Below are 15,855 nucleotides of genomic sequence, written 5' to 3' on the forward strand. Positions count from 1 at the left end.
ATTTGCCGCCGACTTCCTTCAGATTCGCAGTCACCCACGACACCCTTGTCTTTAGCTAACACTTCCTACTGCTAAGCGTGTTCGGGACTCTAACCCTATAGTCGATTGCCATGCCCGGCGCACCATAGAAGAGGTCAGGATCATATACCCTGGCCTCAAACTGCTTAAGTGTATAAACCTCGTCAAACTGAATTATTTAATAAAGAGATGACCAGGTCTACACCAATCAGATGATATGGTGCCCAAAGTTGTGAATGACTTATATAAAAAAATTTACTGAAGCATTTGCCACAGCAGACCAGTATATGGAAAGAGGCAGAGAACTTACCGTCATACCAACCATTACCTATTAACCGTAGTGTTTATTGCCCTCGAAGCGGATAATAACCAAAACTTGGCAACAAAATGAGGTCTACGCAAACATTCACCTTTTAAAGGCGGTTTTGGTAGATATGGAACAGGATCAAAACATAAAAGCAAACATCAGAACCGTAGTTGTTACCGGCGCATCCAGCGGTGCAGGGCGGGCCGTCGCCCTGGCTTTTGCGGCAAATGGCGATCGGGTGGTGATTGCTGCGAGGAATATCGATGCGTTAAAAGACCTTGCTGTTGAATGTGAAAATGCTGGTGGTGCGGCAGAATGTGTCGCCTGCGACACCACTGATTATCATCAGGTACTCAACCTGGCGGCAACAGCAGCGAAGATCGGTATGGGTATTGATGTATGGGTTAATAATGCAGGTGTACTTGCTATTGGCAGTTTCGACCAGACACCCATGGAGGTCAGTGAGCAGGTAATCAAAACCAATCTTTTGGGTTATATGCATGGTGCCCACGCCGTTATGCCCTATTTTAAAAAACAGGGATTCGGAATCCTGATCAACAATATCTCCATCGGCGGGTTCCTGCCTGTACCTTTTGGTGCGGGTTATTCTGCTGCTAAGTTCGGACTTCGCGGCTTTTCCGCATCATTAAAATCTGAACTGAGGGAATATCCTAATATCCATGTCTGTGATGCCTTTCCCGGCTTTCTTGATACGCCCGGCATACAGCATGCGGCCAATTATACCGGCAAAGTGCTCAAACCCGGCCCGGTAGTTTATGACCCTAACCGCCTGGCCCATGAGGTATTCAAACTTTCACTCAATCCCAGATCTGAAAAAATGGTGGGCAGTTTCTCCATTTTGATGCGCTTATCCCGTGCCCTGTTCCCAAGCCTGACCACTGCCATAGCCGGAAGCGTGATCCGTACCTACCTTAAACACGCCAAAACCATTGCACCAACAAATGGTAATATTTTCAGTCCGGTAGCCTATGGTAATTCGGTACATGGCGGATGGGGAATCCCCGGAAAACCAAAAGCGCACCGTAAATATGTGGCTCTGGGGGCTGGGCTATTACTCGGTGCATTACTCATCAAAAGGAAATGGTAAATGGAGAACAAAATTGTTTTTTTTGGCGATAGCCTGGTGGCAGGATACGGTCTCAAAAACCCTTTCTCTGAATCCATCCCAGCCCTCATCAATGCAAAACTAAAAAAGCTCGGACTAAAATACACTGTAGTTAACGCAGGCCTAAGCGGTGATACTACGGCTTCTGCCCTATCCAGACTTGGCCAGGTCCTGAATGAAAACCCAGCGATTTTTGTCCTTGAACTTGGTGCCAATGACTTTCTGCGCGGCATTAGTTCTGCGCTGATCCTATCCAACCTGCAGCTCATCATCAACAAAGTTAAATCTACCTGTCCGTCGGCATCCATACTTTTATTGGGCATCGAACTACCAGACTGGGCAACCGGCTGGCATCAAAGTGATTATGCTGGTATATTTCCGGCACTGGCTAAAAAAAACGGCCTTTCGCTGGTACCGTCATTTTTAAAAAATGTAGCAGGCATACGGGCACTGAATATGTACGATGGTGTTCACCCGCTTAAAGAAGGATACGAGATCGCGGCGGAAAATATCTGGCCGGAATTGTACAGAATTATTCAGGAGCGTGGTAGCCTCACTGACTTATTTTAAACCGTAATCACCTCATGATCGCTTCCAACATACAAGACATCGGACAGATGGATGTTATATTTCCGTCTTAGCAAGACGCCAGGACCAGTTAAGGTTTATATAGGCCTGCTCAAAGCACGCGATTTGTTAATGGCTGCAATAACTTTATTTATCTTTCTACATACTTATGTAGCCTGGCTATTTTTCATTTAGAAATCAGCAAAACCTATTCGGGAGAATGTAATTATTTTTGGATATAATTATCCAGCCAGTTGAATGGTAAATACGGTAAGCGGCCTGACCGTTTTCAAAGAAAAATCGAAACCGTGGTTGAGCAGTATTTCTCTAACCAGGGTTAGCCCAATCCCTTGTCCATCTTTTTTTGTGCTGAAAAATGGACTAAATAGTTGTGCTGCATTTTCCTCAAAAATACCTTTTCCATTGTCGTAAATATTGAGCTGGTGTTTAGCAGAATTTAGTTCTATCTGGATAACGCCGTTATTTTCTATCGCTTGAATTGAATTTTTAAGAATGTTTATCAGGGCCTGTTCCATTTGTTCAACATCGGCGGCAATAAAATATGATGAGGTTGGTAAGTCCAGTTCAAACCTGATTTCTTTTTCGTTTGCAGCGAAATACATTAATGCTGAAACCGATTTGAGGAGTTCTACCAGATCTGTTTTCTTTCTGTTCGCTGCCGGAAGTTTAACCAGATCGGCAAAATTCCGCATAAATACATTTAGGTTCTGATTACGCTCAACAGCAATTTTCATGGCATTTTTTAATAGCTGCTCTTCCTCTTCCAGCCATAAATTATCTTGTGCCAATGCCGTATTAATAATTGAATTTACGGGACCAACTGTATTGTTCACCTCATGCGCCATCATCCTGATCACCTTACTGTAAACACTTTTTTCGGCTGCAAAAATTTCTGCCGTTACTTCCTCCATCATGATAAAAATCCGCTCAAAACCCCTGTCCATAAATCTCGACTTTTGAATTTTGTAGGTATGCAATCCATCTGTACGGAGCATTTTTGATGTTCCGGTTTTCATACCCAGGATCTGATTTTCGAGCATATCAGGATTCGCTTTTGTAATTTCCAACGCTTTTGGATTAATCTGCTTTAACTGCCCATCATAATCAAGAATAATAATTCCCGTTGGGGAAGTCTGAATGAGCTTTTCGAGAAAAAAATGCTGTTCTTCCTGCTTGGTTCGCTCAGTTCTCAATTCGTCAATCATGCGGTTATAAACATCCACAAGCTCATCTACCTCTTTTTTTCCGGTCAATAAAAATTTAACGTTAAAATCACGGTCTTTTATAGCTGCAATGCCTTGTTTTAAATAGGTAAGCGGACTGACTAGCTGCTTATAAAGGCTAATTGATATAACAACAGAAACCAGCACAAATGCCTCTGCCAGCATAAATATGAGTTTGTTTTTCTCAAAAATAAAATAGCTCATCACCAGGCAGATGAGGTGAAGAATAACGATAAACAGAATATACTTAGTCTTCAGTTTCATGAAATGGAATTTGATATTTTTCCAAACGGCGATAAAGAGCATTCCTGGTAATCCCCAATGATGCCGCGGCTTTTGTAATTCTGTTTTTATGGAAATTCATGGCCTGCTTAACCATTTCTGCTTCCATCTGGTCTAAAGTCATGGTACCTACTCCGGGCAATCTGACTTTATCGCTTTTTAATGGTGACAAATTTAATTGTGATTGAAAATCATCAATCGTTAACTCATTTGTACTGCTGATCAGTACCGTTCGCTCAACCAGGTTTTTTAGCTGGCGGATGTTACCGGGCAAAGGCAGTTGCTGTAACCAGCGTAAGGCACCGGGCGCTATTGATAACGCTTCCCTACCGTAAATTTCTTTCAGATTATTGATAAAGAAGTTAACCAGCAAAGGAATATCAGATGGTCTTTCCCTTAACGCGGGTAGGTGAATAGTAATGAGGTTAATACGGTACAACAAATCCTCTCTGAACAAGCCTAACGCTACCCTTTCGTTTAAATTTTTGTTTGTTGCACAAACTACCCTGGTATCAACTGTTTTGGTTCGGCTGCTGCCTAAAACTTCATACGTACGGTCTTGTAAAACCCTTAATAACTTCACCTGTCCTGATGCATCCAGATCGCCTATCTCATCCAGGAAAATGGTTCCTTTATTCGCCATTTCAAACCTGCCCGTCCTATCGAAACGGGCATCAGTAAAAGCTCCGCGAACATGGCCAAACATTTCGCTCTCAAACAACGAAGATGAAATTCCGCCCAGATTAACTTTTACAAAAGGCTTGCCCGAGCGGTTGCTGTTTTCGTGAATGGCCTCTGCTATCAGCTCCTTACCCGTTCCGCTTTCGCCTGTAATCAATATTGATGCATTGGTTGAAGCTACGCGACCAATGGTTTCCAGAATATTCAGCAAGGTTGGGTCTTCACCTATAATCTGTTTAAAGTTATATTTCTTATCCAGTTCCTTTCTGCTTCGGGAGCGCGGTTTTTTACCATTAATTTCTAATAAGGTTGCTACCGACTGCAGCAGGTGTTCATTATTCCATGGCTTATTAATAAAATCATTTGCGCCGAATTTCATCCCCTGCACAGCAAGTTCTATACTTGCCCAGCCTGTAATTAAGATAATCGGAACACCGGCATCAACAGTTCTGATTTTTTTCAGCAAACTCATGCCTTCTTCTCCCGAGGTATCAATAGAAAAATTTAAATCCAGTACCACAAGTGCAGGCTTTTGGGTTTTTACCACCTCAAAAGCCTGCACAGCGTTATCAACAGCAATAACCTCGTAGCCCGCCCCTTTCAAGAGAAGTGAAATGGAAGTTCTAACGGCAATATCATCATCAACTACTAAAATCATATACGAAGTTAACCATTTAGTCTTCATGCAGTGCAACGGCCGGATGAATTGCAGCAGCTTGCCTGCCCGGATATAAGGAGCATGCGATAACCAATGTATAAATAAATAAAACAGAGAGTAAAATAGCAATAAGGTAAACGCTCGAAGCTATATCAAATACGTTTAACAGCGGAAACTGAACAGCAAAGAAACAGCCGATCAGAACAGATATTGTAGCTAAGATTAACGATTCGAGTACCATTTGAATTGACACGGAAACGCCACTTGCACCAATTGCCCGCCTCAGGCCAATTTCGCCTTTCCGTTTATTAATGTTATACCACAACACACCGAAAAGACCAAGGGCAACATTAATAATCAGGAAACCCGCAACAATGATGAACAATAACATCGGGATAATGGTTTCCTTGTTTTTGGCATCGCGCATTTCATCAACATGTTGAATTTCGACTGCACTGCGCATGGTTGTAGCCATAAACTTATATAGCTTGCTTTCAAAACCGGCACCGGCAGTTTCCCGTACCTTTATTAAAAGTGTACTCGCCCACTTCAAATTTGTTGTATCCAACTGACTAAACATAACATTGTTTGCAGGCAAAAAATCACCATTTGCCTTAAAATCGTTAACAACACCTATGATTTTGAATTTATTTTTATCATCGAAATCGCCAATCAGCTTTCCAGCAGCCTTTGCGGTTCCGAACAGTTCTTTGCTAAAGGTCTCGTTAATGACAATTCCTTTATTTTTGCTGATCAGGTCTTCCGGAGTAAACCATCTCCCGTCAACGAGTTTAACACTCCAAACTTTTTGATAATCGTTTCCGACATTAAAATCGCTAATGTCATTGAATTTCTTTCCTCCTTGCGTTAATCCGGTACTTATAAAACTGGATGAGTAGGGATAATTCGAGCTTGAAAAACTTACTGCTTCAATTTCAGGCATCGCTTGTAGTGCTTTGTTCAGATTGGTATAAAAAATACCAAGCGAATCAGCATTTTTCGATAACCGGTCACCATTATAGCTAACAGACCAAACCCTATTATAATCAAAGCCAAGTGGCTTGATATAATTCTTATAGTAATAGGTTAAATAAGAAAAAACAGCAAACACAACCAGAAAGGAAATCAGAATTTCAGACAGAAAAAGGAAGTTTTGTCTCCTTTTGTTCCATATTAATTTAAACAGATGTTTATACATATATTTTATTTTGAGGCATTAAGCCTTTAATGCTTTAACAATATTTAATTTCGACATTCTCCATGCCGGGTATACGCCTGATATCAATCCAAAGCAAAAACAGGTAATAAGACTAAAAAATAATACCGTTAAATCCATGGTGAGATTAAAGCTTGATATGTAATCTGATTCATTGATGAGGTAAATAACCAGCAGGGATAAAAAGACCCCTATAATGCCTCCAATAAAAGTGAGAATGAGGTTTTCTACAATAAACTGGTAAACCAGTGTTTTTGATGAAGCACCAAAAGCCTTGCGTACGCCAATTTCTGATGAACGCTCCATGATGCGGGTAATATTGATATTGACTAAATTCATGGTTGGCAGCAATAAAAACAGGAGTACAAAAATTCCGCCTACGGTGATTACCTTTGTGATCCCGTTACTGGTCGAATCTCCTGCTATTCTACGGGCAACACTGGTTTTAAATCCATCTGCATTGCAATAAATCTTATTAAAATCTGGCGGGATTGGCAGTTTATCAACCATTTGGGCAAACTCTTTTTTCATCCTGGGCACATCATTTTCCGTACGACTTAAAAGCACGGCATTATATGAACCCATTAGTCTGGTATCTTTACTATCTTTTGCAAGCGTATAAGGCAGATACATATCGCCGGCAAAATTGCGTACAGCACCTGAAACGTTATCAACCACTCCAATTACCCGGTAGTTAATGTTATCTGCAGAAATGTATTGGCCAATTACCGATTTTTGATCACCGAAATAAGCTTCTTTTGTTTTTTTTGAAATCACGGCAACACGTTCTGCACTTTTAATTTCCCTTTCACCATAAGGTTTACCTTCCAAAAACCGGTACGATAAAACATTCCAGTAATCTGCATTGGTATATTTGTAACCTATTACCAGCTTTTTATTGTTCAAATAAGCATTAGATGATCTCTGATCCGATGAAATGGCCATTTTATAAACCGTTTTCAACCTGGAAACATAATGTTCAAAGAAATAAAAAGACAGGTTGCTCATATTCACCCAACCTTCCTTGGTATTTTTTATTTCTATACGTTCAACATAAAGCGAACGATGTTGATTGTAATCAGGATATCCCGGATTAAACATTTTATCTGCAAGTGCAGTGGCTACCATTAAGATGGTTAGTGTAAGGCTGATGCCAAACAAGCTGATGAAGGTGAAAAATTTCCTTCTTTTTAAAACAGCTATAGCAATTTTGAAATAATTTTTTAACATAGCTGAAATTATTGAACCTGTGAACCATCAAAAAGACGAACCAATCTGTGTGTTTTTTGCGCCATGCTTTCGTCATGTGTAACCATCACGATTGTTGTACCTTCATTTTTGTTCAGATTGATGAGGATATTCATGATCTCATTTCCCATTGCGCTATCAAGGTTTCCTGTTGGCTCATCCGCAAGGATAATCTGAGGGCGGCCAACAATAGCCCTTGCAATGGCAACACGCTGGCGTTGCCCACCCGATAGCTGCGTAGGGAAATGTTTTAAACGGTTGCTCAGGCCAACTTTTTCCAGTGCTTCAGTAGCCAGGGCCTTTCTTTCCTTAGCAGATGAATCGCGGTACAATAAAGGTAGTTCTACATTATCCAACACCTGCAGATCATTAATCAGGTGGTAACTCTGAAAAATAAATCCAAGCTTCTCATTTCTGAAATGGGCCAGTTTTTTATCAGAAAAACTGCGAATGTCCTGGTCATCTATTTTGATATCACCCTTCGATGGCTCATCAAGCAAGCCCATAATGTTTAGCAAAGTACTTTTTCCGCAGCCCGATGGCCCCATAATGGAAAGAAATTCTCCCTTTGCAATGTCGAGGTTAATACCGTTTATCGCCAGGGTTTCCACAGTAGCCGTCCGGTAAACTTTTTCAATATTTTTTAAGCGTATCATCATGTATAATTAGTAATTAAGATTTATTAATAAGTTATTTTAATGTTTTTTTCAAAATCGTAAAGAGAAAGATAGCGAAGCTGATAATAAGCACCCCAAAAATCGCGGAGCGAAGAAACGTAATCGCGCTTTGCCGCATCATTTTCCTGGAAAGCAATACTTAAATCGGTAATGCTCAGGTTGCCTAAAACATAGCGTTCGCTGGCTATCTTATATTTTTCTGCGGCAATTTTTGCAGCCGTATCTGTAAGCTTGGTCTGTTCTTTCATCATATTAAAAAGCGTTACCTGCGTTACGATCTGCTGTTTAAAAGTTTGCTTATCCTGCTCAACAGCATAAGTTACCAGTTGCTCATTTGCTTGTGCTGTTTTTGTTCTTGATTTAGACCTGCCCCAATCCATAACCGGAATAGACAACTGTAGTTCAACGGTTTGCTGATTTTTCGGATTCCGGTAAACATCAAAAGCACTTAATCCGGCATTGGAAAAACCCAGATTTGCCCTCAATGTGGCCTTAATTCCATTTTCACCCTTTGCTTTGGCCACATCTCTTCTGGCTTCTGCCAACCGGCGGGCAAAACCAATCGCATCCGAACGGTTTGCAAAGGCTTCGGCCAAAACTTTTTCAGTAGCCACAGTCATTTGAGCAACCGCCTGCGGCATATCCAATTTTATCCTGTCGTCGCCCTCAATGCCCGTGTAACTGCGAAGGTTCAGTGTGGCCACCTCTACATCTCTTTTAGCCGTTCCAACGGCTTTTTGGGCATTAAGTACCTCCAGCTGAAGTTGGAGAATCTCATTTTTTGAAATCTTGCCCAATTCAAATTTAGTATTGGCAATACTCAGGATCCTTTTGGTGTTCGCATAATTTAATTCAGCAATATCGAGGTTAACCTGCGCCAGCAGTAAATCGAAAAAATATTCGGTAACGGTAATTGATATTTTCTCCTGTGTTTCGATAAAAACCTGTTTACTCTCACTGTATTTTAAAGGTTCAATTTTCTTGTCCCATTTTAAGCTGTTAAACTGTAATAGCGGTTGTGTGTAACCAACTCCGTAAGGAATACCATTATAAAGTACACTTTTTCTGTCAAAATCATCAAACCGCTGCAGTTGGGTAGTTCCATAAATGGTGCCGCCCGTTGCGGCAATACTTTGACTAAAATTTAGTGTCAGTGAGGAGTTATCATAATGTACGGGCTGGAAAAGAATGCTTCCGTTGGGTTGCTGTACCTGGGTATAAGTTTTGGTATAGCCGGGTAAAATACCCTCTAAAGCCAACTGTGGCTGGTAATTTGATTTGAAAGTACGCCACTCCCAGTATTTCGTCTCTTTAACCGTTGCGGCCTGTTTTGCCGCAATAGAATTGGCCCTGGCCATTTCAACTACCTGCAGCAGGTTAAGCTTAAGCGTATCGGTAACCGCGAATACTGCATGTATTGAGCTAAATAAAATAGCTAATCCAATAAGTACAATTTTCTTCATCATCTTAACGGCTTATTGTTACTTTTTCCGAGTTTTTGAAATCAGCCATATCCGAAGTAATGATTTCGTCTCCAGCTTTTAACCCACTTAAAATTTCAACATAATCAAAGTTGCTTAAACCTGTTTTCACGGTGCGCTTTTCGGCTATACCGTTTTTCAATACAAAGATCTCCTGTAAATTTGAACCGTTAAAAGCTGGTCCGTTCGCCACCCTTAAAACACCATTTCGGGTATCAGTAACCAAAAAAACATCAACTTTTTGATTGGGCCTTAATACTTTACTGTCTTTTTGATTCAACTGGATATCAAACGATACGGTGGCATTGGTTACTGCCGGTGAGATATTTACAACTGAACCTCTTAGTTGCGTATCACCTATTCTGATGATAGCAGCCATGTTATTGTGGATTTTATCCAGTAGATTATCAGACATGCTACCTGCAACTTTAAAGCCGCTTAAATCGGCTATACGTACCAAGGCATCGCCTTCGTGTACACTGGAGCCGATATTTTTATTTACCCAGGTAATTACCCCGGGCCTGGTTGCCGTTACATCGGCCAGATCAAGTTTCCGTTTCAACGCATCCAAATCATTTTTTTGAATGGCCAGTGCAATTTCAGCCTCCCTGATTTCGATTTTCATGGTTTGCTGCTTACTTTTAATTTCATTTTCGAGCTGTAGCTTCTCGAGTTCGGCCACCTTCAGATCGAGCTCGGCCCGCTCCACATCCTCTTTGGTTCCCCCACCGGCTTTAAGTAATCGTTTAGCCGATGAAACAGCATCTTTAAGGTTACTGATCCGCAACTGTTTTATGGCGTTGCTCGATTTAACATCGAAAAAACTTTTTTCTAAATCAAGCTTTAGCTTACTAATTTCATTTTGTTTGGACTCCATCTGAAATTGCAGCTTTCCATAATCGGTTTGGCTTACTGATTTATCCAGCAATAGAATGGATTGCCCTTTATTCACTTTTTTTCCGGCATCCATCAAAACATTTTTTATCGATGCATTTATCGGGCTGGTTAACACTTCTTCGAATTCAGGCAGCACTTCACCGGTGGCATTAATCGTATTTTCGATTATTCCGGTCTCCACTTTTGCCGTCGTGATATTAGCTTCCGTAAGTGCAGCTTTAAAATAAAACCGTACAAACCAGATACTGGCTATCAGCAAAATAAGGATGATAGAAACCAGCAAGTAATTTTTTTTCTTGTTTTTAGCTAAAACTTCTTCTTCAATGAGTTTGTCCATTTAAACATTTTTTGAACAAGCTTTTACAAGCGGGATGCCAATATTAAAACATTAATAATCAAATCTTTATAATTTTACACAAATATAAATATGCCCGATATCGAACGTTTTGCCTGTTATCGAACGGATAAGGTCTGTGTCCTGATGGTGATAGAAATACAATTTTTTCTAGAGCATTCTGATTCTGTCTGGCCAAACAGCTAACCGATAATAATAAGCTTCCATAGTTGGTTAACTGTTATTGTTGGGTGATATTGATGGAAACGATTATAAAACCCTAAAACCGGAATGCGAAGAGAATATCTTAAGAACAGAGGCAAAATTAGTGGAAATCACGAAAAAGAAACATAAGATAGCACGGTAAAGCCAGTCCTAAATGATGCGATTTTCACATTAACCCGATTACTTCCAATTTTAGCCAAATGGGCCATTAATGATAAGCGGGGACTGATTGGTTCGGCATTCCCCAAAAATTCGATTTTAAAAGCCGACAACATCAAATCGCGTTAGCGACCGAAACAATCAACGTATGTATTTGACAATCAATAAATTATAAATTAAAAAAACTACAAACATCTTGCCCTCCACTGCGATTGATTGCAATGGTATTTGATAGTCTGATTACAAGTTTTCCAGACTCATTAGCTTGACCATATTAGACAGTATTTTCCTATGATCCTCCAATTGTAGAAAACTAGACAATTTCTCCTTATCACATATTCATTATTAAGAAAACGGATGGTATCCCCGTATTCCAGCTTTGGATCTTCGATCCTTGATGAAAAAAAGAGTAATCATTGATCAGGTCATCTTTGAATTTCTGATCCCAGTTAGGTCCGGGGAATCGTTGCCCAAATGCAGCAAATGCTGTATTGAACCTCTCCAAAAAGGGGCTGAGCATATTAATCTTTGTACTTTGTAACCAGCACACGAACCCATTTACGAATGTCCGAAGGGTAAGCAAAGCGCCTGTTGCATGCGTCCTTTACAATGGTCTTTCCAAAGATATACACTTGAAAATCATCCTTGAAAATAGCAGGTATAGAATCGAAAGGCACCAATTCCGTGGCAGAGGAAAGGTCTTTAAGTGCAACAATATCCGATCTATTCATTAACATGACTTATACAATTTGGTGTTAAACATGAGCATATATGATCCCAGTATACACTCAACTGCAAAAGTAAATAAAAAATAAATTATGAAGGCTACCCTAGACCTTTCAACTAATTGAATTAAAACAGTTTAAAACAGAGAATTATAATTAAGTCAAAAAGTTTTTTTTTTAGAAAGGGTTATGATACTCCATAACGTGGCTCAAATAAAAGGGGTTGTCTCAGAAATGATTTTGAAGATTTTTGGCAGAATAATATTTTGAAAGGGCGTCATTCCCGTGAGAACAGAATGTTAATACGACAGAACAGTAACTAAATATCTCCCTACCAAAGCATTAAGATGCCCATCCGATAGCGCCTAAAATCCGCAAGTTAGGAAAAAAAATGCTGCAAAACTTTGATAAACAATGTTTTGCAGCAAGGTAATATTCACTTAAATTAGTGTTGACCAATATTACTGCTGTGAAAATAATAAATTCAGACCCAATATCCGCTTTCGGAGGCATAAATTTTGTTTTTGATTACTTAAACAGATTGGAAATCGATAAGCTCTGCCATGCACATCTGCCTGGCGTTGCTGCCCAGAGCAGATATTCCTGGAAGGATGTCTTCTACTCGCTCAAATCTGTTTTTCTCTGTGGCGGCGATTGTGTAGAAGATCTCCATACCCACTTGCGGGGTCATTTTACAGACAGTCCCTATGTCAGGCTTGCAAGCCCCGATACTGTTCTGAGAAGGCTCTCCGGGCTGGCCGAACAGGCAAGAACCTGTGCAACCAAGCGGGGGGCGGTCACACATCAATACTGTACCAACCGGACCCTTGAAAACTTCAACCTTGAAGTCCTAAAAAAGATCGGGGTCCTTGACTCTGGTGAACTTACCCTTGATTATGACAATACGATCATTTTCAATGAGAAACAGGACAGCAAAATGACCTACAAAAGGGATTATGGCTATCAGCCGGGTGTCTGCACGATCAATGAGCAGTTTATACTTTATATCGAAAACAGGAACGGGAATTCTGATGCAAAGTCATTTCAAAGGGATACGCTCGGGAGGATTTTTGATCTGCTTGAAACAAAGAAGGTAAAAAAGATCAGAAACTTCAGGGCAGATGCAGCATCGTACCAGTATGATGTGGTTGCCCTCCTGGAACAGAAAGTGGAACATTTTTACATAGGGTGCAGAAACAGCTATGTCGAGAAATATTTCCCCCAGATCCGTAACTGGAAAGTGATGGAGGACAGAGATGGCCCGCTGGAAGTAGGATACATTGACATCCTTCCCTTTGCCACTCAGGCCAGGGAACAGGACCGGCAGCCGCAGACATACAGGCTGGTTGCCAAAAGGAGATTGAAAAAAGATGGCCAGGTCGACCTGATCACCCAGGATGCCTATGGATATAGGGGGATCCTGACCAACGACTTCGAAACGGATACTGTAGCCATTGTCCGTTTTTATGGCCAGAGAGGAGGCATGGAGCGGCAATTTGATATCCTTAAAAATGATTTTGGATGGAACAACATGCCTTTCTCCACATTGGACAAAAACCTGGTTTTCCTATACCTTACAGCGGTCTGCCGAAACATATACAATAAGATCATTGATTATTTTTCACAAAAGGTAAAAACGCTGAAGCCATCTTTCAGACTAAAAAAGTTTATTTTCAGGTTCATCATCCGGCCGGCCAAATGGGTCAGACAGGGCAGACAGCTAAAACTGAGAATCTACTCGATGGATCACCGCTACCCATAGGTTCAGCAACAAAAAAAGAAATCCTTAGCGCCAATATGTTACCTGGTATATCGCCGGAAGGAGATGTCATTACCGTTTTTATGCCCAAAACAGAATTTGGATCCCAGATCTGTTCGAAAATTCAAATCAAAAATGAAATTGAGGCTAAAAATATAATTATCGGCGAATAAAATCAGGTGATATTCATCTTTAGAAATTAGTAATATTTAGATTACGACAGACATGCGGATTTTAGGAGCGATCGGGTCAAGCTGAACATGACGACATCGCCAAATTTAATTCTTAGCTACTTCTAAATCTGTTATTTTGAGACAGGCTCTTAAATTAGGATCAGTGGCGGTGCGTAATTCGAACCATTTTATGGCTGAATTGATTGAAATCGGCGATTTTTAGATTTTTTGAAAGAAAGAGATGAATGAGATCTTCTTATCTTTTCAAGAGTTCGAATAATTCAATATTTATGTATATTGTTTCTTTCCATATTTTCTTGGATTGTAGCATTCCAATTTTCTCAAGTCCACTTAAGTATTTTGAAGCTGTTACTCTTGAGATCTTAAGTCTATCTACTAAAAATTCTATTTTACAATACGGTTGTTCAAAAAGTAGTTCTAACAATTCTTTATTGTAAAGCTTGGGTGCATTTTCTTTTATTTTATCTTGTAATTTTAAAAATAATCCATTAATTGACTTAATTTGATTATTGGTTTGCCTGGCAGTTTCCTCCACTGCTCTCAGCATAAACAACACCCAACCTTCCCAATTATCATTTATCTTTACTTCTCCAAGTAATCTATAATAGTCCGCTTTATGTTTTATAATATAATCACTTAGATACAAAACAGGGCTATCCAGAAGGCCGTGTAAGCACAAGTATAGTACATTTATTATTCTTCCTGTTCTTCCGTTACCATCATAAAATGGATGTATACTTTCAAATTGGTAATGTTGAACCGCCAATTTAATCAGGTGCGATATTACATCAGTTTCATTCATGTAACTTTCTAAGTTTTTCATCAATAACAAGATGGTATCGTAATCATCTGGTGGTGTGTAAATGACCTCACCAGTAATCGAATTTTTTAATGATGTTCCTGGCAATCTTCTTAGGCCAGCTTTATTTTCCTCTAAAATTTCTTGAATGCTAACTATACCGTTTATATTCAGAAATCCTTTCTTCATTACCATATTAAAACCAGTTAGCATCGCCTCCCTATAGCGAAGCACTTCTTTAGTCTCATGGTCTATTGGCTTGCCAGTTGCAGATAAAGCCTGATAAAGCTTATCATGGGTAGTGATTACATTTTCAATCTCTGAACTCATCTGAGCTTCCTTAAGAATCACTGCATTTAAAAGTATGGAAGGGTTGGGCAATGTGTAAGCTAGTCCTTTTAACTCTGCAAGAGCAATTGAAGCTAACGTAACTTGCCTTAATATAGCTATAGTCTCTATTTTTGCATTATCTGGAGGTAGTAAGGGCAATTCATTAAAGGGTATATTGCTATTTACCTTAACGTTGTTCTTCATACAAAGTTTTTTTACATAACAAATTTATCATGTAAAGATAATTCATTTTACTTTACATGACAGCTTTATTATGTAAAGAATGTTTAGATGAGGTAATCTCATTTATTATTGATAAGATTATCGCGTTATAAACTATTCAACTCAAAACATCCACAATGATAAAGACTTTCACTTCTTAGATTCGGAAATGCCATATTTGAGTATCTTAAAATTTGAGCTTCTAAAAGGATTTCATAAAATCTACTCCCACCAAATAAATTAATTGAACATGAATTAGCGATATCATAACATCCTCTTTGAAATTCTGAGGTACTTACGTAAATTCCATTTTGTATTCCTTGAAGTGTCAAAGCACCTAGAAATGATCTAACTTGTTCTAATTTTATAGCGTTTTTTGTTCTCTTTACCTGAACTGCGGAAAGGTCACTTCCTTTTTCCAAAAGTATATCTATCCCACCGTCGTGGGAATAGGGTGTACATAAAGCTTGAAATCCTAAATCTTTAAAAACACTGGAAACTAAATTTTCAAATTTTCTGGGATTTACTTGAAATCTTGAATTGTAATGTCGGGTAAGATAATTCCTAATCTCGAGATCTGGTACCGAGAGGTCATTTACGTCGATATTTTTAATTACTCCCGTAATGCCGTAAAACAGCTGCCACATTTGCCATGATGCACCCACCCAATACTCATCATAGCTAGTCCACCAACCATAGTGTAAAC

At 39.6% G+C, this 15,855-nt stretch carries 13 protein-coding genes; 3 read left to right on the plus strand and 10 right to left on the minus strand.

Translation table 11 applies throughout. The annotated features are described in order from the left end of the window. Nucleotides 1-452: 452 nt before the first annotated feature. Nucleotides 453-1,433 carry an SDR family oxidoreductase gene (locus ACFE6N_RS21470; protein WP_378939923.1) on the plus strand — a complete coding sequence of 327 codons (981 nt, stop codon included), beginning with the start codon at nucleotides 453-455 and terminating at the stop codon, nucleotides 1,431-1,433. Continuing rightward, a complete protein-coding gene (locus tag ACFE6N_RS21475; RefSeq protein ID WP_378939925.1) occupies nucleotides 1,434-2,021 on the plus strand; it encodes an arylesterase in 588 nt (195 codons plus the stop codon). Nucleotides 2,022-2,260: 239 nt separating this feature from the next. Here ACFE6N_RS21475 and ACFE6N_RS21480 read toward each other — a convergent pair whose 3' ends face one another. The 8 genes from ACFE6N_RS21480 to ACFE6N_RS21515 all read right to left on the minus strand — a co-directional run bounded on the left by ACFE6N_RS21480 (nucleotide 2,261) and on the right by ACFE6N_RS21515 (nucleotide 11,851). Beyond that, entirely contained in the window at nucleotides 2,261-3,526 is a 1,266-nt protein-coding gene (locus ACFE6N_RS21480; protein ID WP_378939927.1) for a sensor histidine kinase, read from the minus strand. Next, nucleotides 3,510-4,883, minus strand: a complete 1,374-nt coding sequence (locus ACFE6N_RS21485) for a sigma-54-dependent transcriptional regulator (RefSeq protein ID WP_378939928.1) — start codon at nucleotides 4,881-4,883, stop codon at nucleotides 3,510-3,512. The genes ACFE6N_RS21480 and ACFE6N_RS21485 overlap by 17 nt, the downstream gene beginning before the upstream one ends. A 16-nt stretch (nucleotides 4,884-4,899) precedes the next feature. Beyond that, a complete protein-coding gene (locus tag ACFE6N_RS21490) occupies nucleotides 4,900-6,081 on the minus strand; it encodes an ABC transporter permease (RefSeq protein ID WP_378939929.1) in 1,182 nt (393 codons plus the stop codon). A gap of 18 nt (nucleotides 6,082-6,099) precedes the next feature. Beyond that, a complete protein-coding gene (locus tag ACFE6N_RS21495) occupies nucleotides 6,100-7,329 on the minus strand; it encodes an ABC transporter permease (RefSeq protein ID WP_378939930.1) in 1,230 nt (409 codons plus the stop codon). Nucleotides 7,330-7,337: 8 nt separating this feature from the next. Further along, nucleotides 7,338-8,003 carry an ABC transporter ATP-binding protein gene (locus ACFE6N_RS21500; RefSeq protein ID WP_090985658.1) on the minus strand — a complete coding sequence of 222 codons (666 nt, stop codon included), beginning with the start codon at nucleotides 8,001-8,003 and terminating at the stop codon, nucleotides 7,338-7,340. A 26-nt stretch (nucleotides 8,004-8,029) separates the two neighbouring features. Further along, nucleotides 8,030-9,490, minus strand: a complete 1,461-nt coding sequence (locus ACFE6N_RS21505; RefSeq protein WP_378939931.1) for a TolC family protein — start codon at nucleotides 9,488-9,490, stop codon at nucleotides 8,030-8,032. A 1-nt stretch (nucleotide 9,491) separates the two neighbouring features. Next, the gene (locus tag ACFE6N_RS21510) at nucleotides 9,492-10,739 is read right to left on the minus strand and encodes an efflux RND transporter periplasmic adaptor subunit (RefSeq protein ID WP_378939932.1); all 1,248 of its coding nucleotides are present in this window, start codon (nucleotides 10,737-10,739) and stop codon (nucleotides 9,492-9,494) included. Nucleotides 10,740-11,641: 902 nt separating this feature from the next. Then, complete coding sequence (locus ACFE6N_RS21515; protein WP_378939933.1) at nucleotides 11,642-11,851, minus strand: hypothetical protein; 210 nt, start codon at nucleotides 11,849-11,851, stop codon at nucleotides 11,642-11,644. Between the two features lie 463 nt (nucleotides 11,852-12,314). Between ACFE6N_RS21515 and ACFE6N_RS21520 the strand changes: the two genes are divergently transcribed. Further along, a complete protein-coding gene (locus ACFE6N_RS21520; RefSeq protein ID WP_378939934.1) occupies nucleotides 12,315-13,607 on the plus strand; it encodes an IS1380 family transposase in 1,293 nt (430 codons plus the stop codon). A gap of 426 nt (nucleotides 13,608-14,033) precedes the next feature. Here the strand turns inward: ACFE6N_RS21520 and ACFE6N_RS21525 are convergent, their stop codons facing one another. Together ACFE6N_RS21525 and ACFE6N_RS21530 are read right to left on the minus strand one after the other, a co-directional pair. Further along, entirely contained in the window at nucleotides 14,034-15,131 is a 1,098-nt protein-coding gene (locus ACFE6N_RS21525) for a Fic family protein (RefSeq protein WP_378939935.1), read from the minus strand. A gap of 125 nt (nucleotides 15,132-15,256) precedes the next feature. Further along, a complete protein-coding gene (locus ACFE6N_RS21530; protein ID WP_378939936.1) occupies nucleotides 15,257-15,814 on the minus strand; it encodes a restriction endonuclease in 558 nt (185 codons plus the stop codon). Nucleotides 15,815-15,855 lie beyond the last annotated feature (41 nt).

Origin of the sequence: Pedobacter sp. BG31 (assembly GCF_042464845.1) — a bacterium.
In the GTDB taxonomy this organism is placed as follows: Bacteria; Bacteroidota; Bacteroidia; order Sphingobacteriales; family Sphingobacteriaceae; genus Pedobacter; species Pedobacter suwonensis.

What these genes read in the sequence shown, in the direction of transcription:
- ACFE6N_RS21470 (WP_378939923.1), top strand. Translation starts at nt 453, where the DNA reads ATGGAACAGGATCAAAACATAAAAGCAAACATCAGAACCGTAGTTGTT.
- ACFE6N_RS21475 (WP_378939925.1), top strand. Translation starts at nt 1,434, where the DNA reads ATGGAGAACAAAATTGTTTTTTTTGGCGATAGCCTGGTGGCAGGATAC.
- ACFE6N_RS21480 (WP_378939927.1), bottom strand. Translation starts at nt 3,526, where the DNA reads ATGAAACTGAAGACTAAGTATATTCTGTTTATCGTTATTCTTCACCTC.
- ACFE6N_RS21485 (WP_378939928.1), bottom strand. Translation starts at nt 4,883, where the DNA reads ATGATTTTAGTAGTTGATGATGATATTGCCGTTAGAACTTCCATTTCA.
- ACFE6N_RS21490 (WP_378939929.1), bottom strand. Translation starts at nt 6,081, where the DNA reads ATGTATAAACATCTGTTTAAATTAATATGGAACAAAAGGAGACAAAAC.
- ACFE6N_RS21495 (WP_378939930.1), bottom strand. Translation starts at nt 7,329, where the DNA reads ATGTTAAAAAATTATTTCAAAATTGCTATAGCTGTTTTAAAAAGAAGG.
- ACFE6N_RS21500 (WP_090985658.1), bottom strand. Translation starts at nt 8,003, where the DNA reads ATGATACGCTTAAAAAATATTGAAAAAGTTTACCGGACGGCTACTGTG.
- ACFE6N_RS21505 (WP_378939931.1), bottom strand. Translation starts at nt 9,490, where the DNA reads ATGATGAAGAAAATTGTACTTATTGGATTAGCTATTTTATTTAGCTCA.
- ACFE6N_RS21510 (WP_378939932.1), bottom strand. Translation starts at nt 10,739, where the DNA reads ATGGACAAACTCATTGAAGAAGAAGTTTTAGCTAAAAACAAGAAAAAA.
- ACFE6N_RS21515 (WP_378939933.1), bottom strand. Translation starts at nt 11,851, where the DNA reads ATGAATAGATCGGATATTGTTGCACTTAAAGACCTTTCCTCTGCCACG.
- ACFE6N_RS21525 (WP_378939935.1), bottom strand. Translation starts at nt 15,131, where the DNA reads ATGAAGAACAACGTTAAGGTAAATAGCAATATACCCTTTAATGAATTG.